General features: G+C 67.7%; 21 protein-coding genes. 10 read left to right on the top strand and 11 right to left on the bottom strand.

The genetic code is table 11. The annotated features are described in order from the left end of the window. The first annotated feature begins 43 nt into the window (after positions 1–43). Genes AC1IQ6_RS26825 through AC1IQ6_RS26815 form a run of 3 tightly spaced genes read left to right on the top strand, consistent with a single transcriptional unit; the run spans position 44 to position 2,909 of the window. Positions 44–685: a shikimate kinase gene (locus AC1IQ6_RS26825; RefSeq protein ID WP_111826949.1), complete on the top strand. Its 642-nt coding sequence runs from the start codon at positions 44–46 to the stop codon at positions 683–685. After that, positions 682–1,758, top strand: coding sequence for a 3-dehydroquinate synthase (gene aroB, locus AC1IQ6_RS26820; RefSeq protein WP_102775057.1), 1,077 nt, complete (start codon positions 682–684; stop codon positions 1,756–1,758). Before AC1IQ6_RS26825 ends, aroB begins: the two co-directional genes overlap by 4 nt. Positions 1,759–1,781: 23 nt before the next feature. Beyond that, entirely contained in the window at positions 1,782–2,909 is a 1,128-nt protein-coding gene (locus AC1IQ6_RS26815) for a deoxyguanosinetriphosphate triphosphohydrolase (protein ID WP_102775370.1), read from the top strand. A 7-nt stretch (positions 2,910–2,916) separates the two neighbouring features. Here the strand turns inward: AC1IQ6_RS26815 and AC1IQ6_RS26810 are convergent, their stop codons facing one another. Together AC1IQ6_RS26810 and uvrA are read right to left on the bottom strand one after the other, a co-directional pair. After that, positions 2,917–3,579: a glutathione S-transferase family protein gene (locus tag AC1IQ6_RS26810; RefSeq protein WP_102775058.1), complete on the bottom strand. Its 663-nt coding sequence runs from the start codon at positions 3,577–3,579 to the stop codon at positions 2,917–2,919. A gap of 30 nt (positions 3,580–3,609) precedes the next feature. Further along, complete coding sequence (uvrA, locus tag AC1IQ6_RS26805; protein ID WP_102775059.1) at positions 3,610–6,471, bottom strand: excinuclease ABC subunit UvrA; 2,862 nt, start codon at positions 6,469–6,471, stop codon at positions 3,610–3,612. A gap of 178 nt (positions 6,472–6,649) precedes the next feature. Here uvrA and AC1IQ6_RS26800 point away from each other — a divergent pair, with 178 nt between their 5' ends. The 5 genes from AC1IQ6_RS26800 (at position 6,650) to AC1IQ6_RS26780 (ending at position 10,310) form a co-directional block, all read left to right on the top strand. Then, positions 6,650–7,834, top strand: a complete 1,185-nt coding sequence (locus tag AC1IQ6_RS26800) for an MFS transporter (protein ID WP_102775060.1) — start codon at positions 6,650–6,652, stop codon at positions 7,832–7,834. Between the two features lie 283 nt (positions 7,835–8,117). Beyond that, the gene (gene ssb, locus AC1IQ6_RS26795) at positions 8,118–8,630 is read left to right on the top strand and encodes a single-stranded DNA-binding protein (protein WP_102775061.1); all 513 of its coding nucleotides are present in this window, start codon (positions 8,118–8,120) and stop codon (positions 8,628–8,630) included. Positions 8,631–8,905: 275 nt separating this feature from the next. Further along, on the top strand, positions 8,906–9,211 hold the full coding sequence (locus tag AC1IQ6_RS26790; RefSeq protein WP_111826946.1) for a DUF4148 domain-containing protein: 306 nt from the start codon (positions 8,906–8,908) through the stop codon (positions 9,209–9,211). 82 nt (positions 9,212–9,293) lie between these two features. Beyond that, entirely contained in the window at positions 9,294–9,599 is a 306-nt protein-coding gene (locus AC1IQ6_RS26785; protein WP_102775062.1) for a DUF4148 domain-containing protein, read from the top strand. Between the two features lie 126 nt (positions 9,600–9,725). Next, the gene (locus AC1IQ6_RS26780) at positions 9,726–10,310 is read left to right on the top strand and encodes a TetR/AcrR family transcriptional regulator (RefSeq protein ID WP_102775063.1); all 585 of its coding nucleotides are present in this window, start codon (positions 9,726–9,728) and stop codon (positions 10,308–10,310) included. A 170-nt stretch (positions 10,311–10,480) separates the two neighbouring features. On the opposite strand, the gene AC1IQ6_RS26775 is transcribed toward AC1IQ6_RS26780, so the two are convergent. The 3 genes from AC1IQ6_RS26775 to AC1IQ6_RS26765 form a co-directional block, all read right to left on the bottom strand. Further along, the gene (locus AC1IQ6_RS26775) at positions 10,481–11,341 is read right to left on the bottom strand and encodes a cysteine hydrolase family protein (protein WP_102775371.1); all 861 of its coding nucleotides are present in this window, start codon (positions 11,339–11,341) and stop codon (positions 10,481–10,483) included. Positions 11,342–11,587: 246 nt separating this feature from the next. After that, positions 11,588–12,205 (bottom strand): TetR/AcrR family transcriptional regulator, encoded by a 618-nt coding sequence (locus AC1IQ6_RS26770; RefSeq protein ID WP_102775066.1) that lies wholly within the window; start codon positions 12,203–12,205, stop codon positions 11,588–11,590. Between the two features lie 156 nt (positions 12,206–12,361). Beyond that, positions 12,362–14,536 (bottom strand): malate synthase G, encoded by a 2,175-nt coding sequence (locus tag AC1IQ6_RS26765; RefSeq protein WP_102775067.1) that lies wholly within the window; start codon positions 14,534–14,536, stop codon positions 12,362–12,364. 237 nt (positions 14,537–14,773) lie between these two features. Here AC1IQ6_RS26765 and glcC point away from each other — a divergent pair, with 237 nt between their 5' ends. Continuing rightward, positions 14,774–15,538, top strand: coding sequence for a transcriptional regulator GlcC (gene glcC, locus AC1IQ6_RS26760; protein ID WP_102775068.1), 765 nt, complete (start codon positions 14,774–14,776; stop codon positions 15,536–15,538). 3 nt (positions 15,539–15,541) lie between these two features. Here the strand turns inward: glcC and AC1IQ6_RS26755 are convergent, their stop codons facing one another. Beyond that, positions 15,542–16,198, bottom strand: coding sequence for a TetR/AcrR family transcriptional regulator (locus AC1IQ6_RS26755; RefSeq protein ID WP_111826944.1), 657 nt, complete (start codon positions 16,196–16,198; stop codon positions 15,542–15,544). Positions 16,199–16,299: 101 nt separating this feature from the next. On the opposite strand from AC1IQ6_RS26755, the gene AC1IQ6_RS26750 reads away from it, so the two are divergent. Continuing rightward, positions 16,300–17,085, top strand: coding sequence for a 3-hydroxybutyrate dehydrogenase (locus tag AC1IQ6_RS26750; protein WP_102775070.1), 786 nt, complete (start codon positions 16,300–16,302; stop codon positions 17,083–17,085). A 7-nt stretch (positions 17,086–17,092) separates the two neighbouring features. Here AC1IQ6_RS26750 and AC1IQ6_RS26745 read toward each other — a convergent pair whose 3' ends face one another. From AC1IQ6_RS26745 to AC1IQ6_RS26725, 5 genes are all read right to left on the bottom strand, one after another. Then, positions 17,093–18,208 (bottom strand): saccharopine dehydrogenase family protein, encoded by a 1,116-nt coding sequence (locus tag AC1IQ6_RS26745; RefSeq protein ID WP_102775071.1) that lies wholly within the window; start codon positions 18,206–18,208, stop codon positions 17,093–17,095. 212 nt (positions 18,209–18,420) lie between these two features. Next, complete coding sequence (locus AC1IQ6_RS26740) at positions 18,421–18,813, bottom strand: DUF4148 domain-containing protein (RefSeq protein WP_102775072.1); 393 nt, start codon at positions 18,811–18,813, stop codon at positions 18,421–18,423. A 263-nt stretch (positions 18,814–19,076) separates the two neighbouring features. Further along, positions 19,077–19,478, bottom strand: coding sequence for a DUF1090 domain-containing protein (locus AC1IQ6_RS26735; RefSeq protein WP_102775073.1), 402 nt, complete (start codon positions 19,476–19,478; stop codon positions 19,077–19,079). 53 nt (positions 19,479–19,531) lie between these two features. Next, positions 19,532–20,458: a 4-hydroxybenzoate octaprenyltransferase gene (gene ubiA, locus AC1IQ6_RS26730; protein ID WP_102775074.1), complete on the bottom strand. Its 927-nt coding sequence runs from the start codon at positions 20,456–20,458 to the stop codon at positions 19,532–19,534. 204 nt (positions 20,459–20,662) lie between these two features. Then, the gene (locus AC1IQ6_RS26725) at positions 20,663–21,859 is read right to left on the bottom strand and encodes an aminotransferase-like domain-containing protein (RefSeq protein ID WP_102775372.1); all 1,197 of its coding nucleotides are present in this window, start codon (positions 21,857–21,859) and stop codon (positions 20,663–20,665) included. Between the last annotated feature and the right edge of the window lie 106 nt (positions 21,860–21,965).

The raw sequence follows: 21,965 nt of genomic DNA, 5'->3' as shown, positions 1-21,965 counted from the left end.
GTGTGGTGCGCGGGCAACTTGCGGGCAATGTGATAATGCCGGCATGAACGTTTCCGCTATCTCATGTCCGGAGGCTGCCCCGGACCCGGCGTCCCCCGGCGAGACGCCCGAAAATCCGCCTTGTGCCGCGGAGTGCGCAGGCGCGACCGCGTCGCTGCCGCACGATCTGCCCGTCTTCCTGGTGGGCATGATGGGCGCGGGCAAGACCACCATCGGCCGTGGCCTGGCGCGTGCGCTGGGGCGCGAGTTTGTGGATCTGGATCATGAGCTCGAGGCGCGTTGCGGCGTGCGGGTGCCGGTAATCTTCGAAATCGAAGGCGAAGCCGGTTTCCGTCGCCGGGAAGCTGCCGCCTTGGAAGAGTGTACCCAACGGCGCAACATTATTCTCGCCACCGGCGGCGGCGCCATCCTGGCGGCGGAAAACCGCCAGCGCCTGCACGAGCGCGGCATCGTGGTCTATCTGCGGGCCAGCGTGGACGAACTGTTCCGCCGCACCTGCCGCGACCGCAACCGTCCGCTGCTGGCCACCGCCGACCCGCGCGGCACCCTGCGCGAGCTGATGACGCTGCGCGAACCCCTTTACAAAGAAGTGGCCGACATGGTCGTGGAAACCGGCACCATGCCCGTCCACACCCTGGTCAAGGCCCTGCTGCCCCAACTGCAAGCCTTCGAGAAGCGCATATGAACGTAGTCGACGTCGAAACCCCGGGCGGGAGCTATCCCATCCATATCGGCCCGGGCCGCCTGGACGCCCTGGACCAGTGCATTCCGGCCGACGCCACCGCCATCGCCGTGGTGACCAATCCCACCGTGGCCGCCCTGTACGGCGAGCGCGCCGAAGCCGCGCTGGCCCGCAGCGGCAAGCGGGTGCTGCGCATCGAGCTGCCCGACGGCGAGGCCTACAAGGACTGGCAGTCGCTGAACCTGATCTTCGACGCGCTGCTGGCGCAGCGCCTGGACCGGCGCTGCGTGCTGGTGGCGCTGGGCGGCGGCGTGATCGGCGACATGACCGGCTTTGCCGCCGCGGTCTACATGCGCGGCGTGCGCTTCCTGCAGGTGCCCACGACGCTGCTGGCCCAGGTGGACTCCTCGGTCGGCGGCAAGACCGCCGTCAACCATCCGCTGGGCAAGAACATGATCGGCGCCTTCTACCAGCCGATCGCCGTCGAGATCGACACCGACGTGCTGGGCACGCTGCCGGCGCGCGAGGTATCGGCGGGCCTGGCCGAAGTCATCAAGTACGGGCTGATCCTGGACGCCGGCTTCTGGGCCTGGTGCGAGGAAAACGTGCAGAAGCTGCGCGCGCTGGACCCGGACGCCATCGCCTACGCCATCCGCCGCTCCTGCGAGCTGAAGGCGCAGGTGGTGGGCAAGGACGAACGCGAATCCGGGCTGCGCGCCATCCTGAACCTGGGCCACACCTTCGGCCACGCCATCGAATCGGGGCTGGGCTACGGCGCCTGGCTGCACGGCGAGGCGGTGGGCTGCGGCATGGTGCAGGCCGCCGAGCTTTCCGCCGACGTGGCCGGGTTCGACCGCGACGACGTGGCCCGCGTGCGCGCCCTGGTGGCCGCCATCGGCTGCCCGGCCGTGGCGCCGGACCTGGGCGCGGACCGGTGGCTGGAACTCATGCAGGTGGACAAGAAAACCGAGGGCGGCTCGATCCGCTACGTGCTCATGAACCGCATCGGCGCGGCCGTCATCCAGGCGGCGCCCGACGATGCCGTGCGCGCCGTGCTGGCCCGCACCACCCAATAACCGCGAGGAGGGCGGTGTTGCAGATGAAAGAACTGGCTTCCTATGCATCCCACCCGTCTCAATCGCGCGGACGGACCTATGCCGAGCCGCCGCCGGAAAACCGAACCGAATTCCAGCGCGACCGCGACCGCATCGTGCATTCGGGCGCTTTCCGGCGCCTGGAGTACAAGACCCAGGTCTTCGTCAACCACGAAGGCGACCTGTTCCGCACCCGGCTGACGCACAGCCTGGAAGTCGCGCAGATCGCGCGCACCCTGGCCCGCAGCCTGGGCCTGTCGGAAGACCTGACCGAAGCCATCTCGTTGGCCCACGACCTGGGCCATACGCCTTTCGGCCATGCCGGCCAGGACGAGCTGAACGCCTGCATGCGCGAACTGGCGCCCGAGGCCGGCGGCTTCGAGCACAACCTGCAGAGCCTGCGCGTGGTGGACGAGCTGGAGGAACGCTATGCGGACTTCAACGGCCTGAACCTGTGCTTCGAAACGCGCGAGGGCATCCTGAAGCATTGCTCGGCGGCCCACGCGCGCCAGCTGGGCGAAGTGGGCGAGCGCTTCCTCAACCGCACCCAGCCCTCGCTGGAAGCGCAGCTGGCCAATCTGGCCGACGAGATCGCCTACAACAACCACGACATCGACGACGGCCTGCGTTCCGGCCTGATCACGCTGGAGCAGCTGCAGGAGGTGTCGATCTTCGAGCGCCACCACGCCCACGTGCTGCTGCGCTATCCCGGCCTGGCGCCGCGCCGCGCGGTGGCCGAAACCATACGGCGGATGATCAACACGCTGATCGTCGACCTGACGCGCACCTCGCTGGCGCGCATCCGCGAATACGCGCCGGCCAGCGCCGACGACGTGCGCCGCGCCCCGCCGCTGGCGAGCTTTTCCGAAGAAATCCGGCGCGAGGCCGATCAGCTGAAGAAATTCCTGTTCGACAACCTGTACCGCCACTACCGCGTGCTGCGCATGACCACCAAGGCGCGCCGCATCGTGCGCGAACTGTTCGTCGCCTTCCTGGAAGATCCGCGCCTGCTGCCGCCCGACTACCGCCGCCCGGCGCCGGACCAGCAGCCCCGCGCCATCGCCGACTACATCGCCGGCATGACGGATCGCTACGCGATCCGGGAGCACCGGCGCCTGTTCGAGATGTCGTGACGGCGCATCACCGGTGCTTGCGGTACGGCTCGTCCTCGGGCACGAAGGTGGCTTCGGCGCGGGCTTCCTGCATCCACGACTGCATGGCGGGCAGGGCCAGCACGGCGTCCATGTAGTCGCGCACCGGGCCGGCGGCTGCGATGCCGTAGGTGGTGAAGCGCGACACCACGGGCGCGAAAAAGGCGTCGGCGATGGAGAACGCGCCGAACAGGAACGGCCCGCCACGGCCGAATTCGGCGCGGGTGTCCTGCCAGAGGGCCTGCATGCGGGCGATGTCCTGGCGCGCGGCCTCGGGCAGGTCGATGCCGGGCAGATGGGCTTCGATGTTCATCGGCAGCGCCTGGCGCAGCGCGCCGAAGCCGCTGTGCATCTGGGCGGACAGCGAGCGCGCCCGCGCGCGGGCGCGCGCGTCCTGCGGCCACAGCTGCGCCTCGGGATGGCGTTCCGCCGCGTACTCGCAGATGGCCAGCGAATCCCAGACCGCGAAGTCGCCGTCCAGCAGCACGGGCACCAGGCCCGCCGGCGTGAGCGCGCCCAGGCGTTGCGCGAACGCCTCGGAGAACAAGGCGAGCTTCTGCTCTTCGAAGGGGATGCCGGCGGCGCGCAGCGCGATCCACGGCCGCATGGACCAGGAAGAGTAGTTCTTGTTGGCGATGATCAGGGTGTACATGCCGCGGGTCCCCTTATGGGTTGAGAGTGGTCACGATTGTTGCGCGGTGCGGCGCAGCAGCTTGCCCAGGTACTGGCCGGTGTGGCTGGCCTCGGTGGCGGCGACCTCCTCGGGCGTGCCCTGGGCGACCACGCGGCCGCCGCCGTCGCCGCCCTCGGGGCCCATGTCGACGATCCAGTCGGCCGTCTTGATGACGTCCAGGTTGTGCTCGATGATGAGCACCGTGTTGCCGCTGTCGACCAGCTGGTTCAGCACCTGCAAAAGTAGCTCGATATCGCGGAAATGCAAGCCCGTGGTGGGCTCGTCCAGGATGTACAGCGTGCGGCCGGTGCTGCGGCGCGACAGTTCTTGCGACAGCTTCACGCGCTGCGCCTCGCCGCCGGACAGGGTGGTGGCGCTCTGGCCCAGCCGGATGTAGGACAGGCCCACGTCGATCAGCGTGTGCAGCTTGCGCGCGATGGCCGGCACGGACTCGAAGTATTCGAGCGCCTGCTCCACCGTCAGGTCCAGCACCTCGCTGATGTTGCGGCCGCGGTAGCGGATCTCCAGCGTCTCGCGGTTGTAGCGCTTGCCGTGGCAGACGTCGCAGGGCACGTACATGTCCGGCAGGAAGTGCATCTCTACCTTGACCACGCCGTCGCCCTGGCAGGCCTCGCAGCGCCCGCCCTTGACGTTGAAGCTGAAGCGCCCCGGATCGTAGCCGCGGGTGCGCGCCTCGGGCACGCCGGCGAAAAGCTCGCGGATGGGCGTGAACAGGCCCGTGTAGGTGGCCGGGTTGCTGCGCGGCGTGCGCCCGATGGGGCTCTGGTCCACGCTGATGATCTTGTCGAAATTCTCCAGCCCCTGCATCGAGGCGTAGGGGGCGGGCTCGCTTTGCGCGTGGTGCAGCTGGCGCGAGACGGCGACGGCCAGCGTGTCGTTGACCAGGGTGGACTTGCCCGATCCGGAAACCCCGGTCACGCAGACCAGGCGGCCCGCCGGGATGCGCAGGTCCACGTTCTTCAGGTTGTTGCCGGTGGCGCCCGACAGCACCAGCCAGGGCTGGTCGTCGCCGACCGGGCGGCGCTCGGGAATCGCGATGGCGCGCGCGCCGCTGAGGTACTGGCCGGTCAGCGAGGCCGGGTCGCGCTGCACCGTGTCGGGGTCGCCCTGGGCCACCACTTCGCCGCCGTGCTCGCCGGCGCCCGGGCCCATGTCCACGACCCAGTCGGCCATGCGGATCATGTCCTCGTCGTGCTCGACCACGATGACGCTGTTGCCGAGGTCGCGCAGGTGCTGCAGGGTGCCGATGAGGCGGTCGTTGTCGCGCTGGTGCAGGCCGATGGAGGGCTCGTCCAGCACGTACATCACGCCGGTCAGGCCCGAGCCGATCTGGCTGGCCAGGCGGATGCGCTGCGCCTCGCCGCCCGAGATGGTGTCGGCGCTGCGGTCCAGCGACAGGTAGTTCAGGCCCACGTTGTTCAGAAAGCTCAGGCGCGCCTCGATCTCGCGCACGATGCGCTGCGCGATCTCCTGCTTGGCGCCGGTCAGGCTGAGCGCGCGGAACCACGCCAGGCAGGTCGACAGCGGCATGGCCTCGACCTCGTAGATGGCCTGGCCGTGGCGCTCGCCGCCGCGCGGGTCCTGGCCGATCAGCACGTTGCGCGCCTCGGGGCGCAGGCGCGAGCCGGCGCAGTCCGGGCAGGTCTTGATGTTGCGGTACTTGCCCAGCTCCTCGCGCACGGTGGCCGAATCGGTCTCGCGCCAGCGGCGTTCCAGGTTCGGGATCACGCCCTCGAACGTGTGGCGCTTGACCGTGCTGCGGCCTTTCTCGTTGAGGTAGAGAAACGAGATTTCCTCGTCGCCCGAGCCGTACAGCACCTTGTCGCGCAGCGCCTCGGGCAGCTCCTCGAAGGGCGTTTCGATGTCGAATTCGTAGTGCGCCGCCAGGCTGGTCAAAAGCGAGTGCGTGAACGCGTTGCGGCGGTCCCAGCCGCGGATGGCGCCGGCGGCCAGGCTCAGTTCGGGGAAGGCGACCACGCGCTTGGGGTCGAAGAAGCCGACCTGGCCGATGCCGTCGCAACTGGGGCAGGCGCCCATGGGATTGTTGAAGCTGAACAGGCGCGGCTCCAGCTCGGGCAGGCTGTGGCTGCAAACCGGGCAGGCGTAGCGGCTGGAGAAGACCTGTTCGCGCCCGCCGTCCATGTCCAGCGCCAGCGCGCGGCCGTCGGCCAGCTGCAGGGCGGTCTCAAAGCTCTCGGCCAGGCGTTGCTTGCTTTCGGGCCGGATGCGCAGGCGGTCGATGACGACGTCGATATCGTGCTTCTCGGTCTTCTTCAGCGGCGCCATGCCGTCGATTTCCATCATCTGGCCGTCGACGCGCAGGCGCACATAGCCCTGCGCCTGCAGGCTGGCGCATTCGTCCTCGAAACTGCCTTTCTTGCCGCGTGCGATCGGCGCCAGCACCGCCAGCCGGGTCTCGGGCGCCCAGGCCAGCGCCGCGTCCACCATCTGGCTGACGCTTTGCGCCTGCAGCGGCAGGCCGTGGTCCGGGCAATAAGGCGTGCCGACCCGCGCGTACAGCAGGCGCAGGTAGTCGTGGATTTCGGTGATGGTGCCGACAGTGGAGCGGGGGTTGTGCCCGGCGGCCTTCTGCTCGATCGAGATGGCCGGCGACAACCCCTCGATCAGGTCCACGTCCGGCTTGTCCATCAGCTGCAGGAACTGGCGGGCGTAGGCGGACAGGCTCTCCACGTAGCGCCGCTGGCCCTCGGCGTACAGGGTGTCGAACGCCAGGGAAGACTTGCCCGAGCCGGACAAGCCGGTCACGACCACCAGTTTGTGGCGCGGCAGGTCCAGCGAGACGTTCTTGAGATTGTGGGTGCGGGCACCCCGAATGCGTATCGCGTCCATCGGGCTCTTAAGCGGTTTCAAAGGCCAACTTGGTACTATAGCGCGCCGGCCCCCCTCGCGTTCCGGGCAGTCCTCCAGCCCTCGCAGGCCCCGGGGCCGGCGCCGCACCGCCAAATCAGACCGTGAGCGTATGACTCCCACGCGCGCGCATAGCCCCAGTCATTGTTGAAATTTCCGCATGCCGGCAGATAAAAAACTGAAATTGACCCCGTCCGAGCGCCGCGCCAGCGTGGCGCTGGCGGGCCTGTTCGCCGCGCGGATGCTGGGCTTGTTCCTGTTGCTGCCCGTGTTCGCCGTGGCCGCCAGCGGCATGCCGGGCGGCGACGACCCGGCCCGCGTCGGCCTGGCGCTGGGCATGTACGGCCTGACCCAGGCGTTCATGCAGATCCCGTTCGGCCTGGCGTCCGACCGCTGGGGGCGGCGTCCGGTGGTCCTGTTCGGCCTGCTGCTGTTCGTGATCGGCAGCGTCGTCTGCGCGCAGGCCCCGGACGTCTACTGGATCACCATCGGCCGCGCCATCCAGGGCGCCGGCGCGATCTCCGCGGCGGTCACCGCCTGGCTGGCGGACGCCACCCGCGACGAGGTGCGCACGCGCGCCATGGCCATGGTGGGCGGGTCGATCGGCCTGTCCTTCGCCGTGTCGCTGGTGCTCTCGCCCGTGCTGGTGGGCTGGTGGGGCCTGTCGGGCCTGTTCTGGACCATCGCCTGCCTGGGCGTCGTCTGTGTGGCCGTGGCGCGCTTCGTCGTGCCGGTGGTGCCGCGCACGCAGGCCCGCAGCATGCAGGCGGCCAGGCCGCGCGAGGTCCTGACCCACCGCGACCTGCTGCGCCTGAACTTCGGCGTGTTCGTGCTGCACCTGATCCAGGTGTCGCTGTTCGTGGTGGTGCCGGCGCTGCTGGCGCAGGCCGGCGGCCTGGACGCGCGCGACCTGTGGAAGGTCTATCTGCCGGTGATCCTGGTGTCCTTCGTGCTGATGGTGCCCGTGGTGTTCGTCGCCGAAAAACGCCGCGCCCACCGCGGCGCGCTGCGCGCGTCGGTGGCGGGGCTGATCGTGGTGTGCGCGCTGCTGCCGGCCGCCAGCCACGGCTTCTATACCCTGGCGATCGCGCTGACGGGCTTTTTCGTGGCGTTCAACGTGCTGGAGGCCCTGCAGCCCTCGCTGGTGTCGCGGGTGGCGCCGCAGGCCTACAAGGGCCTGGCGCTGGGCTTCTACAACACCGCCCAGGCCGCGGGCCTGTTCGCCGGCGGCGCGCTGGGCGGCTGGCTGGCCGCGCATTCCGGGGCCAGCGCGGTGTTCATCGCCGCGGCCGTGCTGTCGGCGCTGTGGCTGGCGGTCACCTGGGCGCTGCGGCCCCTGGCGTAAACCCTGGTGGGCGGCAAAGTCACGGATCTCGCGCCGAACGGCGTCCAACAGCGGGCAAATCCCGAAGCAACGGGGACGGTTTTGTCACTATTTCCGTTTGGCGCGCCGGACTCTTTTCGTCGATAATACATACCAATCCAAGGGCTTCACCCGGCGTCGCCGGTCATCGTAATGATGACCGGCGTGTTTCATGAAGCCGGTCTTCAACATCGCTTTTATGTTGTTGCCGGCGCGTCCGCGGCAACGCACAGGCGCAGGCTGTCAACAACAGAGGGACAACGGCATGGCATCGGTTAACAAAGTCATACTCGTGGGCAATCTGGGACGCGACCCGGAAGTCCGCTACAGCCCCGACGGGGCGGCAATCTGCAATATGTCCATTGCCACCACCTCCACCTGGAAAGACAAGGCTTCCGGCGAGCGCCGCGAAGAAACGGAATGGCACCGCGTGGTCATGTACAACCGCCTGGCCGAAATCGCCGGCGAATATCTGAAAAAAGGCCGCTCGGTCTACATCGAAGGCCGCCTCAAGACCCGCAAGTGGCAGGACAAGGAAACCGGCGCCGACCGCTACAGCACCGAAATCGTCGCCGACCAGATGCAGATGCTGGGCGGACGCGACGACAGCAGCGGCGGCGGCGCCAGCTACGGCGGTGGCGGCGGCTTCGACGAGGCCCCGCGCCAGCAGCGCGCCCCGGCGCAACGCCCGGCGCCCCAGCAGCGCCCGGCCCCCGCGGCGGCCCCGGCCAGCAGCGGCGCCAACCTGGCGGACATGGACGACGATATTCCGTTCTAAGCCGGGTGAATTCACGGCGGGTACAGGCCCGCGTCCCCTTGGGGGCGCGGGCTTTTTGTTTGTTGGCGGGGGTGTGAAATATTCAGTTTCACAAAACCGCTGGCGCTATCTACCTAGTAGTAGATAAGATTCATCCATCGACGCAGCACACCAACCGAATCCGCCGCCGTCGAAACCAGAAATACAGTAGTCCGTTTTTTTTATTTACCCAGTTATCTACCTATAAGTAGATAGTTTGTTTGAACAGCAACACCATCCTTATCCGGAGATTGACCATGAAGACCCTCGTATCCGCCCTGATCCTGTCCGCTTCCTTCATCGGCGCCGCCCAGGCCGGCGAACTGGACTATCCGCCCGCCCTGAACACGGAAAGCACGCTGACGCGCGCCCAGGTGCAGCAGGAGCTGGCCGCCGCCCGCGCCAATGGCGAGCTCGCGTTCGGCGAAGAAGGCTATGCCGCCACGACTTACGCCGCCCGCGCCGACAAGACCCGCGCCCAGGTGCAGCAGGAACTGGCCGCCGCCCGCGCGCAAGGCCTGACCGACAGCGCCGAACTGGCTTACCCGCCGGTGCAGGGCTGAGTTTTTTTCCCCGTCATCTATCTATACATAGATAGCGTCATTCACACCGCTATCGCCGTACCGATCCATTAGGAGCCCGACCATGAAGACCCTCGTATCCGCCCTGATCCTGTCCGCTTCCTTCATCGGCGCCGCCCACGCCGGCGAGCTGGACTATCCCCCGCCGCTGAACACCGAAAGCACGCTGACGCGCGCCCAGGTGCAGCAGGAATTGGCCGCCGCCCGCGCCGCCGGCCAGCTGGAGTTCGGCGAAGAAGGCTATGCCGCCACGACTTACGCCGCCAGCGCCGACAAGACCCGCGCCCAGGTGCAGCAGGAACTGGCTGCCGCCCGCGCCCATGGCCTGACCGACAGCGGCGAGCTGGACTATCCGCCCGTGCAAGGCTGAGCGTGATGCCGACGCATGCGGGCCCCGGGAAGCGGGAATCTTCCCGCCGGGGCCCGCGCGGGCGTTACCGCGGCGTAATCCGCCGCATCGATGACGAATCGACCTATTAGTAGGTAATATTCAGCCATGGACACTCCGACCCCCAGCACCACTCGCGAACTGCTACTGGCCCACGCCGAGAAGCTGATTCGCACGCGCGGATGCAACGGCTTCAGTTACCGCGACCTGGCCGAGCACGTGGGCGTGAAGACGTCCAGCATCCACTATTACTTTCCGGGCAAGGACGACCTGCTGTACGAAGCCGTCGAAGCCTACAGCGCGCGCGCGCTCGGCGCCGTGCGCAGCATCGACACCGCGCAGCCCGCGCGGGCGCAGCTCGACCAATACCTGTCGCTGATGGAATCGCGTTCCTGCGGTTCGGGCGAACTGTGCCTGGGCGGCATGCTGGCCGCCGAGGTCAATTCCCTGCCGGAACGGGTGCGCGGCGCCTTGCAGGGTTTCTTCCGGGCGCACGAAGCCTGGCTGGCGCGCGTGCTGGCCGAAGGCGCGGCGCAAGGCACGATGAAGTTTTCCGGCACCCCCGAGGCGGCCGGCCGCGCGGTGTTCGCGACGGTGCAGGGCTGCATCCTGGTGTCGCGCCTGTTCCAGCAGCCCGCCGCCCTGTGCGAGGCGATCGGCGCGTTGTATGTGCAATGCGAGGGCGCGGTCTAGTTTGTGGCGCCCGATGGGTTGCGCGCGCTTGCCGGTTGGTTTCTCATTCCGAATGTCTCGCGCTACACCCATCCTACGGTGGTGAGACCGTAGGATGGGTGTAGCGCGAGATTTTCTGAGCAAAAACTCATATTTCGAACGCGCGCAACCCATCGGGCGCCGCCCACCCCCTACTCCACAAGCAGGGCGCGCGCCATGTCGACGCTGGTGCGCTGCTGCACGCCCAGGTCCCGCATGCGCTGCTGGAACGCCGCCTGCGCGTCGGCGAAGCCGGCCACGGGGCTCATGCAGTCGGTCAACAGCACCAGCCGCGACAGCTCGCGGCCGGGCAGGTGCTCGGCCAGGTGTTCGACGGTGGCCTTGACGCAGTGGCTGCCGGCTTCGCCGGCGACCAGGATGATCTCGGCGCGGTCCAGCGCGTCGAGCAGGCCGCGGTTGAGCTGGCTGCGGGGATCGTCGGCGTCGGGCACTTCGGCCATCAGCGCGCTGTAGTGCTCGGTCCAGGGATTCACGCCCTTGGGGACCTTGCGCACGATGAACTGGCGCTCGTCTTCCCAGCGGCTGTAGGCGGCGCGCACGTCCGCATGCACGTTGTGGCCCCACGTGCCGATCTCGCAGTGCACGGGCCAGACCATCAGCGTGTAGCGGCCGCGCGCCTCCAGTTCGTCCAGGTAGGACAGGGTGCGCGGCAGGTCGTCGGCATGGCGCGGGCGGAACGCGCCGGCGCGCACCTGGGCCGCGGTGATCGGCGTGAACGGCGCCACCGGCTGGCCGTCGCCGGTGCACCAGAACGTCGGGTGGGCGATATCGAGCCGGTGGTGGGAATCCAGCGTGACGGTGATGGCGGTCAGGGCGGGGGCGGCGGCGTCGATGAAGCGCGCCAGCCGCAGCATGTCCTGGTGCGCGCCGGCGACCGGCAGGGCCGGCGCAAGCGCGGCGCCCGTCAGCGGATCGGTGGGCAGGTAGGCGGGAGGCAGGTCGCAGAAGTCGTTCTGCGGGTCGATGATCAATAGATGGCAGGAGCGCGGCATGACGACGTTCGGTAGGGGCGAACCGAAAATATAGAACGGGACGGCCATGGCAATCTAGAAAAGTACCAGATGCTCGGGGCGGTCGGGCAGTTGCCGCAGCAGGGCGCGCCATAGCAGCCAGAGACGCAGGCCGGCGGCCAGCGCGATGAGGGCGATCAATATCCACATGTAAGGCTCCCGAGTGTTTCGCACGACCGTGCGAAATTGAGCGTAAGCAAAGCGCCGCGCCGGTGCGTCCGGGCGGCGCTATCCGATGTACTTGAAGCTGCGGTAGGTGGAAATCAGGCGTTCATAGGCGGCCCGCACGCGGTCGTGGGCCTTGGGGTCGCGCAGGAAGCGCGCGTCGTGCATCAGGCCGATCATCAGGCTGTAGACCTCGAACACCAGCTGTTCGGGGTCGGTGTCCGGGCGCAGGTGGCCGGCTTCCAGCGCCTGGTTCACGGTGCGGACCATGGCCGCGCGCCAGCGCCGCAGATTGTGCTCCAGCACGCTGCGCAGCGGCGATTCGACGTCGTCGTACTCGAAGGCCCCGGCCACGTAGATGCAGCCGGTCAGCATTTCGACGTTGCTGGCGCGGTCTATCCACAGCGACACCAGGGCGTTGAGCCGCGGCAGGCCGCGGGCGTAGGCCATCGCGGGGGTGAAGACCGCGGCCACGAAGCGCCGGTCGTACTCGTCCAACACCGCCTGCTGCAGGGCCTCGAGCGAGCCCACGCGCGAGAACACGCCGCTCTTGCTGATGCCCAGGCGCCGGGCGACCTGGCCCAGCGACAGGCTTTCCAGGCCCTGCGCGGCGGCCATGTCCAGCGCGGCGTCGACGATGGCCGCGAAGGTCAGTTCGCTTTTCTCGGTTTTGGCGGTCATGAGGCAAATTTAGCACGACCGTGCGAAAAAGGCGCCGATTTTTTTTCCGGCAGACAAAAAAAGCCCCCACGCCGCGCACGCTACGCGTGCTTGCTGCCCCCCGGCGACAAAAAAGGCCGGACAGCGGCGCTGTCCGGCCTGTTGGCATCGCGGCGCTCAGGCCTGGGCGGCCTTGAACTCCAGGCGGTACTTGTGCAGCAGCGGCTCGGTGTAGCCGTTGGGCTGCGTCAGGCCTTCGAACACCAGCGCGCAGGCCGCCTTGAAGGCCAGCGAGGTGTCGAAGTGGCCGGCCATGGGGCGGTAGAGCGGATCGCCGGCGTTCTGGCCGTCGACCACCTTGGCCATGCGCTTGAAGGTTTCCATGACCTGGTCGCGGTTGGTGATGCCGTGGCGCAGCCAGTTGGCGATGTGCTGGCTGGAGATGCGCAGCGTGGCGCGGTCTTCCATCAGGCCGACGTTATGGATGTCGGGCACCTTGGAGCAGCCCACGCCCTGGTCGATCCAGCGCACCACGTAGCCCAGGATGCCCTGCACGTTGTTGTCCAGCTCCTGCTGGATGTCGGCGGCCGACCATTTGGACGGGTCGCCCACCGGCACGGTCAGCAGGCCCTGCAGCAGTTCGTCGCGCACGCTGTCCAGGCTGGTGCGTTCCAGTTCCTGCTGCACCGCCTGCACGTCGACCTGGTGGTAGTGCAGCGCGTGCAGCGTGGCGGCCGTGGGCGAGGGCACCCAGGCGGTGTTGGCGCCGGCCTTGGGATGCGCGATCTTCTGTTCCAGCATGGCGGCCATCATGTCCGGCATGGCCCACATGCCCTTGCCGATCTGGGCGCGGCCGCGCAGGCCGGCGTCCAGGCCGACCAGCACGTTGTTGCGTTCGTAGGCGGCGATCCAGGCGGTGGACTTCATGTCGCCCTTGCGCATCATCGGGCCGGCTTCCATGCTGGAGTGCATTTCGTCGCCGGTGCGGTCCAGGAAGCCGGTGTTGATGAAGGCCACGCGGCTGGCGGCGGCCTCGATGCAGGCCTTGAGGTTGATGCTGGTGCGGCGCTCCTCGTCCATGATGCCCATTTTCAGGGTGTTGCGCGGCAGCTTCAGCAGGTCTTCGACGCGGTCGAACAGCTCGCTGGCGAACGCGGCCTCGGCCGGGCCGTGCATCTTGGGCTTGACGATGTAGACCGAGCCGGTGCGCGAGTTCAGCTTGCGCTCGCGGTCGGCCAGGGCGGCCAGGCTGGTGACCACCGCGTCCAGGATGCCTTCGGGGATTTCCTGGCCGTCGCGGTCCAGGATGGCCGGGTTGGTCATCAGGTGGCCGACGTTGCGCACGAACATGAGCGAGCGGCCGTGCAGGGTCAGCGGCGAGCCGTCGGGGCGGGTGTACTGGCGGTCCGGGTTCAGCTTGCGGGTGAAGGTCTTGCCGCCCTTGGTGACTTCCTCGGTGAGGTCGCCCTTCATCAGGCCGAGCCAGTTGCGGTAGATCTGCACCTTGTCGTCCGCGTCGACGGCGGCGACCGAGTCCTCGCAGTCCATGATGGTGGTCAGCGCGGCCTCGACCACCACGTCCTTCACGCCGGCGGCGTCGGTGCTGCCGATGGCGTGGGCGCGGTCGATCTGGATCTCGAAATGCAGGCCGTTGTTGACCAGCAGGATGGCCGTGGGGGCGGAGGCCGGGCCCTGGTAGCCGGCGAACTGGGCGGGCGACTTCAGGCCGGTGGCGCCGTCGGCCAGCGCCACGCGCAGCTGGCCGCCTTCGACGCTGTAGCCGCGCGCGTCGGCGTGCGAGCCCTGGGCCAGCGGGGCGGCGCCGTCCAGGAAGGCGCGGGCGCGCGCGATGACGGCCGCGCCGCGCTGCGGGTTGTAGCCGCCGCCGGTGTCGCCCGGCGTGGCGGGGATGGCGTCGGTGCCGTAGAGGGCGTCGTACAGGCTGCCCCAGCGCGCGTTGGCGGCGTTCAGCGCATAGCGCGGGTTGGACATGGGCACCACCAGCTGCGGGCCGGCCTGCTGCGAGATCTCGGTGTCGACGCGGTCGGTGCTGGCGCGCACGCTGGCCGGCTGCGGCAGCAGGTAGCCGATGCCTTCGAGGAATTTGCGGTAGGCGGCCGGGTCGGCGATGGGGCCCGGATGGGCGCGGTGCCAGGCGTCGAGCTCGGCCTGCAGGCGGTCGCGCTCGGCCAGCAGCTTGCGGTTCTTGGGGGCCAGGTCTTGCACCAGGGCGGCGAAACCCTGCCAGAACGCATCGGCATCCAGGCCGGTGCCGGGCAGCGCTTCCTGTTCGATGAATTGGCTGAGATTGGCCGCCACTTGCAGGCCGTGGTGCTGGATGCGTTGAGTCATGCGGTTCTCTGACGGTAAGTGAGGCTGGCCGGCGCCGCGCGCCGGGCGGTTCTTCGCGACATCATCGTCCGCGCCAGCGGCGATGTCCATATCAAAACCCGCTGGTCATACCAGTTTATTTTGGTCGCCCTGGGCAGACCTTGATTTTTTATGGTTTTATATCAGCTACTTACAGAGGCATGATCGGCCGGTTCCCATGGGGGGCGGGCTTGGTCATACCACTGGTACGGAGAGCGCATGTACGCGGAAACAGAAGCAAAACCCCGCCAGGTGGCGGACGAGGTGGCCGAGCGCATCGAGCGCCTGATCCTGGACGGCGTGCTCAAGGCCGGCCAGGCGCTGCCCTCGGAACGCCGCCTGACCGAAAAGCTGGGCGTGTCGCGCACGGCCCTGCGCGAAGGGCTGAAGCTGCTGCGCGCGCGCGAGATCATCCATACCTCGCAGGGCAAGGGATCGTTCGTGGCGCAGATCTCCAAGGTGGACGCCGGGCCGCTGATGCACCTGTTCAATTCGCAGCCGCGCACGCTCTACGACCTGCTGGAGGTGCGCTCGCTGCTGGAGGCGGAGTCGGCGCGCCTGGCGGCCATACGCGGCACCGAGGCGGATTTCATCATGATCCGCCGGCGCTATGACGAAATGGTGGCGGCGCAGGACGCGGCCACCGACATGACGACGCACGCGCACCTCGACCACGCCTTCCACCTCGCTATCTGCGAGGCCTCGCACAACCCGGTGCTGGTGCATACGCTGCAATCCCTGACAGACCTGCTGCTGGGTTCGGTATTCGCCTGCGTGAACAACCTGTATCACCGAGAGCCGGAAAAGCGCCAGATCGACCGCCAGCATGCGCGGCTGTTCAACGCCGTCACCGGGCGCCAGCCCGAGCAGGCGCGCAAGGCGGCCGCCGACCACGTGGACAGCGTGCGCCGCAGCCTGTCGGATATCGAGCAGGAAGAACAGCGCCTGGTGCGCGCCACGCTGCGCCTGGAAGGCTGGGCCTAGGGTCTAGCGCCCCAGCATCGACAGCGCGATGCCGAGCACCGATTTCCTGAAGGCGCGAGGCCGTTGCGGCAGCGATGAAAAGCGGCCCAGCAGGTGGCTGTACGACACCGTCTTGGTGATGCCATTGAGCAGCATCATCGACATGACCATGGGATCGTGGCGCGCCATCTCGCCGGCGTCCATCGCCGCGGCCAGCAGCGGCGTGAGCACGCGGTAGTACGGCCGCATCACGCGCTCGACCAGCAGGTCGAGCCGCTCCCCGTCTTCCAGCGCCGCCGTGGAAAAGAACAGGCCGAGGTCCGGTTCGCCGATGACCCGGTCGACGAAAAGCGCCAGCGCCCGCTCGACCCGTTCCCGTGGGGCCATCGGCTCGCTGGCCAGCTTGCGCGTGGCCTCGACCATGGGCTCGGCCCGTTGGGCGATCCGGTCGATGATGGCCGTCCACAGTTCCTGCTTGGAGCCGAAGCGATGCGCGATCAATGCCGCGTCGACGCCGGCCGTGCGTGCGATCTCGCGCACGCTGGCCGCTTCGTAGCCGTGGCGCGCAAATACCTGCTGCGCCGTATGGAGCAGCGTGTCCGGGTCCACGGTCTCCCTGACGGCCGGCCGTCCGCGCGCGCGCTTCGTTCCATCGCAGGAATCTGGAAAAGACAATTTCATCGCTCGCCTGTCGTTGATTAATTCATCAGGCGATGAATATACTGGATTCAAGGCTTTCCGCGGCATCGCCGGATCATCGGCATTTTTCAAAGGAGTGCATCATGAACAATCTGAATGGCAAGGTTGCCGTCGTCACGGGCGCGGCCAGCGGCATCGGCAAGGAAATCGCCATGACGCTGGCGCGGGCCGGCTGCGCGGTCGCGATCGCAGACCTGAACGTGGACGGCGCGAATGCGGCCGCGCAGGCGATCCGCAGCGCCGGCGGCAAAGCCGTGGGCGTGGCGATGGACGTCACCGATGAAGCCGCGGTCAACCGGGGCATCGATCAGGTGGCCAAGGAATTCGGCTCGATCGATATCCTGGTTTCGAACGCCGGCATCCAGATCGTCAATCCGATCCAGGACTACGCTTTCGCCGACTGGAAGAAGATGCAGGCGATCCACGTCGACGGCGCGTTCCTGACGACGAAGGCCGCGCTCAAGCACATGTACAAGGACGACCGGGGCGGCATCGTGATCTATATGGGCTCGGTGCATTCGCACGAGGCCTCGCCCCTGAAATCGGCCTACGTCGCGGCCAAGCACGCGCTGCTGGGCCTGGCCAGGGTGCTGGCGAAGGAAGGCGCGCCGCACAACGTGCGCTCGCACGTCATATGCCCCGGTTTCGTCAAAACGCCGCTGGTCGACAAGCAGATTCCCGAGCAGGCGAAGGAACTCGGCATTTCCGAGGAGGAGGTGGTGCGCGACGTCATGCTGGGCGGCACCGTCGATGGCGTTTTCACCACCGTCGAGGACGTCGCGCAGACGGTGCTGTTTCTTTCCACGTTCCCGAGCGCCGCGTTCACCGGCCAGTCATTCGTCGTGAGCCACGGCTGGTTCATGCAGTAAGCCGCGCTCAGAGGGCGACCCCGGCCAGCGCCAGGGGCTTGCCTGCATACACCCGGCCGTAGCGGTTGTGCACAAAGGTCTCCAGGTCGATCGCTTCCTGGCCCACGAAACCGCGCTGCGGCAGCACGCCCTGGGCCACCAGGTCGAGCGCCGCGCAGATGCCCGCCGCCGTGGACAGCTGGATCGCGCTCAGGCGGTGGCCTTCCACGTCCGCGCCGAAGATGCGCACCGGGTAGGACTCTTCTTCCAGCCGGCCGTCGCGCCGGCCCGAGGCCGAAGCCTGGATCACGATCACGTCCTGGCCGGTGGTGGGGATGGCCGCTTCGAAGATCTCCTTGAGCAGGTCGCGGCGGTCGCGCAGGCGCAGATCGTTGAGCAGCAGCTTCATGATGGCGCAGTGTCCGGGGTAGCGCACGGACTTGTAGTCCACGTTGCGGGCGCGGCCCAGCAGGGTGGCGGGCAGGGTGCCCAGGCCGCCCGAGGTGTTGAAGGCTTCGTACTCCACGCCGTCGAGCGCGAAGGTTTCGTAGCCTTCCAGCGCGGGCACGCTGGTGAGCTGGCCGTCGACGATGGCCTCGCACGGGTTGCAGTATTCGTTGATCAGCCCTTCGGTGCTCCAGGTCAGGTTGTAGCGCAGGCCGTTGGAGGGATAGCGCGGCAGGGCGCCGACGCGCATGCGCAGGTCCAGCAGGGTGTCGAAGCGGCGCGCCAGCGCGTTGCCGACGATGCCGATGAAGCCCGGGGCCAGGCCGCATTGCGGCATCAGCACGCCGCGGGACTCGGCGGCCAGCGACTGGATGGCGTGCGTGCTGGCGACGTCCTCGGTCAGGTCGAAATAGTGCACGCCCGCTTTGGCGCACAGGCCGGCCACCGCGATGGCGCGATGGAAGGGCAGTGCGTTGACGACGGCGTAGCGGCCTTCGATGCAGCGCGCCACGGAGTCGTCATCCGAAATCTGCCGGGTTTCGCAACCGAGTTCGGCCACGGCCCGCAGCCGCGCGGGGTCCTGGTCGGCGACCAGCACGCGATAATCGCCGCTGCGTTCGAGCATCAAGGCGATGGCGAAGCCGATCTTTCCGGCGCCCAGGAGCAGGATGGGACGGGGCGATGATGCGAGGGACATGGCGCGGACTCCTGTGGATAGGGGAAGGCAGTGGCCTCATGCTATGCCCGCGTGCTGTCGATGTGTAGAGAGCAGAAAGTCGAATCGGCTTACAAAATAGTCGATTTGACATTAATAAACGTCGAATCGGCAAAAAACAAAGCCCCCCGGCGGGGCCGGAGGGCTTTGGGGCGCTGTTCGCGGCCGCGGGGGGAAGCGGCCGTGGGAGGGGATCAGCTGCCCAGGGGCGGGTAGTCCAGGTTGCCGAAGGTGACCAGGCCTTCCGCCTTGGCTTGCGCCAGTTCGGTCTGGACCTGGGCGCGGCTCAGCGTGGTGGTCTTTTCGGCGGCGGCGACGGGCGGATAGTCCAGGTTGCCGAAAGTCACTTCGCCGGCGTTCTTGGCCTGGGCCAGTTCGGCCTGGACCTGTTGCGAGGTCAGGCTGGACGTCTGGGCGATGGGGGCGGGATAGCCTTCTTCGCCGAACGTGTACTGGCCGGATGCCTTGGCTTGTTGCAGTTCGGCCTGGACCTGGGCGCGCGTGACGCCTTGGTCGGCTTCGGCGGCTTGGGCGCCGGCGGCCAGAACGGACATGGATAGCATCAAAGCGGTAGCAAGGGTTTTCATGGCAGACCTCCGTTGATCTTGAGCTTGGGAGCCGAACCGCCGGCCTGATTGCCTGGGGGTTCGCTTGCTGTGTCCCGATGAGTTGCATTCTGTGCGCAATCACCCCTGGGATAAACCCTTATTACCTGAAAACATTTTTCCAAAATCTTGGCTAATCGGGTGCTATTTCACCAAATAACCCCATCAATGGTGATGTTTCCATTGGATGACGCAATAGGAGGCCGCGCCCCTTGCGGCGGGGCGGGAAGGTGGGACGAACGGGATCAGCGGTTCAGTTCCGCCAGGGCGGCGTCGTATTCGGCGCGGGCCTCGTCCAGCTTGCGCTGGGCCTTGTCGATCTTGTCCTGCTTGCCCTTGGCGCGGGCCGCCTTGAGTTCGCTTTCGCGCTCGGCCACTTCGGCCTGCTTGTCGCGGACTTTGGCTTCGCGGCTGTCCTGCAGCCGGCTGTCGGTGCAGCTGGCGCGGGCTTCGGCCAGGGCCTTGCGCAACCCGGCTTCGCGCCGCGTGTTGTTCTGCGCCTGGGCCGCGGCGATGTCGTTTTCGATATGGCAGAACTTGGCGGCGCAGCCGCGCGCCGCGGAGCAGTCGGCGGCCTGGGCCGGCAGGGCGCCGAGCGCGGCGGCGGCCGCAGCGGCCAGGACCAGGGGTTTGAGCAAAGCGGGCATGCGGATCTCCGTCAAGGGGGAATGGCGGCCGTCTGCGCCCGAACCGGCGCGTTTCAGCGGATCAGGGTGCCCGCCAGCGCGGCGGCCACCAGCAACGCGCCCAGCCAGAGGTTGGCGCGAAACAGCATGAAATTGCGGTCGGGACGCTGGATGTCGAACACCTTGAGCTGCCAGGCCAGGTGCACCGCCACCGCCGCCATGCCGACCTGATAGGCCCACGACAGGCCGATGGCGTAGCCGCCCCAGGCCCACAGCGCCACGGTGGCCGCGTAGAAGCCGCCGATCCAGAGCTTGCCCTGGTCGCCGAAGCGCATGGCGGTGGAGTGCAGGCCCAGGCTGCGGTCGTCGCGCACGTCCACGTAGGCGTAGATGCTGTCGTAGCCCACCTGCCACAGCACGGCGCCCGCCCACATCGCGATGGCGGCCAGCGGCACATGGTTCTGCGTGTCGGACCAGGCCATCAGCATGCCCCAGTTGAAGCAGATGCCCAGCACCACCTGCGGCCAGTACGTGACGCGCTTGCACAGCGGATAGATGAAGACGAAGGGCAGCACGGCCAGGGCCAGCCAGCGGCTCATTTCGTTCAGGAAAAACAGCAGCGAGCCGCAGACCAGCAACTGCCCGAGCAGGAACCAGACGGCGTTCTTCATCGTGAGCTGGCCGCTGGTCAGCGGCCGGAAGCGCGTGCGCTCGACGTGCTTGTCGAAGTTGCGGTCGCACATGTCGTTGACCGTGCAGCCGATGCCGCGCATCAGCAGCGCGCCCAGCGAAAACACGATCAGGCGCTGCAGATCGGGCAGCCCGCCCGCGGCCTGCACCAGCGCGGCGACGGCGGGCAACAGGGTCAGCCAGGTGCCGATGGGCCGGTCCAGCCGGCAAAGCCGGGCATAGGGCCGCCACGATTTCGGCAGCCAGCGTTCAACCCAGTCGGTAAAGACGATGTCGGAGAGGTCGACGGGAGATTGTTGGGGGGCGCTCACTGTCACGGCGAAACGGAGGAAGGAAAACCGACAGCATAAAACAACCGCGCGCCGGCTTCCTGTCCAGCAGAACCCCGAGCGATTCGAGGCACCCTCACCGCACGCCACAAGCGCTCCCAGATCGGGGCCGCACGGATCCGGCTCCGCCGGTCCGTAGCGGCGCCCCCTGGGGGGAAGCGCCAAGGGCGCTTCGGGGGGGGAAACTTACAGCGCTTTCAGCAGCTTGCCGAGGATCGCGATGCCGGTGCGGATCTTGTCTTCCGGCACCGTGGCGAAGCTCAGGCGCAGCGTGTTGGATTTGCCGGCGCCGCAATAGAACGGCGCGCCCGGCACGAAGGCCACGTTCTGCGCGATGGCCTTTTGCAGCAGCGCGGTGGTGTCGATGTGCTCGGGCAGCGTCAGCCAGATGAACATGCCGCCTTCCGGCTTGGTCCAGGTGACGGTGGACGGGAACTCGCGCGCGATGGCGTCCAGCATGCAGCGGCCCTGCACGCGGTAGATCTCGCGCACGTTGGGCAGGTGCTCTTCCAGGAAGCCGTCCTTGACGATCTCGTACACGGCCATCTGGGTCAGCGTGGGCGTGTGCAGGTCGGTGGCCTGCTTGGCCTGCACCAGTTTGTCGATGAGCGGGCGCGCGGCGGCGATGTAGCCCAGGCGCAGGCCGGGGGCCAGCACCTTGGAGAACGTGCCCAGGCGCACGACGTTGGCGCCGTATTCGGCGGCCAGCGCGATCAGGCCGGGTTGCGGCTCGCCGGCGTAGCGCAGTTCGCCGTAGGGATCGTCCTCGACGATGGTGAGGTTCAGTTCCGCGGCGCGCTTGACCAGCGCGATGCGGCGCTCCAGGCTCAGCGTGCGGCCGGTGGGGTTCTGGAAATTGGGCAGGGCGTACAGGAAGCGCGCGCCGGCGGCCAATTCAGGGGTGATGGCTTCCGGGATCAGGCCGCCTTCGTCGGTGGGCACCGGCACGAACTTGGGCTGGTACAGGCTGAACGACTGCAGCGCGCCCAGGTAGCTGGGGTCTTCGACCAGCACCTTGCTGCCCGGGTCGATCAGCACCTTGCCCAGCAGGTCCAGCGCCTGCTGCGAGCCCGACACGATCAGGGTCTGGTCGGGCGTGACGTTGGCGCCGGCCTTGTTCAGGTCGTCGGCGACCCATTGGCGCAGCGGCGCGTAGCCTTCGGTGGGGCCGTACTGCAGGGCGGCGCGGCCGTTGGTGGACAGTACCTTGTCGAATGCCGCGCGAACTACCTCTACCGGAAAGCCGCCGGGCGCCGGCAGGCCGCCGGCGAACGAAATGACTTCGGGACGCTCGGTTACCTTGAGAATCTCGCGGATGGCGGAGCTGGTGAGTTGCTGGGCGCGTTCCGAAAAGGAAAACGCAGGTTCGAGAGGCTTGTCCATGGAGTGCTTCTTGATCAAGAAGGGTAGGAAGGTTCGGGCATTTTTTTCCCTTGGGGAGGCCCGGTTGAGAAATTTGCGAAAAGCATTGTCCCACATGGCGGCAGCC

The organism is Achromobacter sp. MUI-25009338, assembly GCF_057359325.1.
Note: the sequence above shows the minus strand (reverse complement) of the source record. Positions and strands in the feature narration are given on the sequence as shown.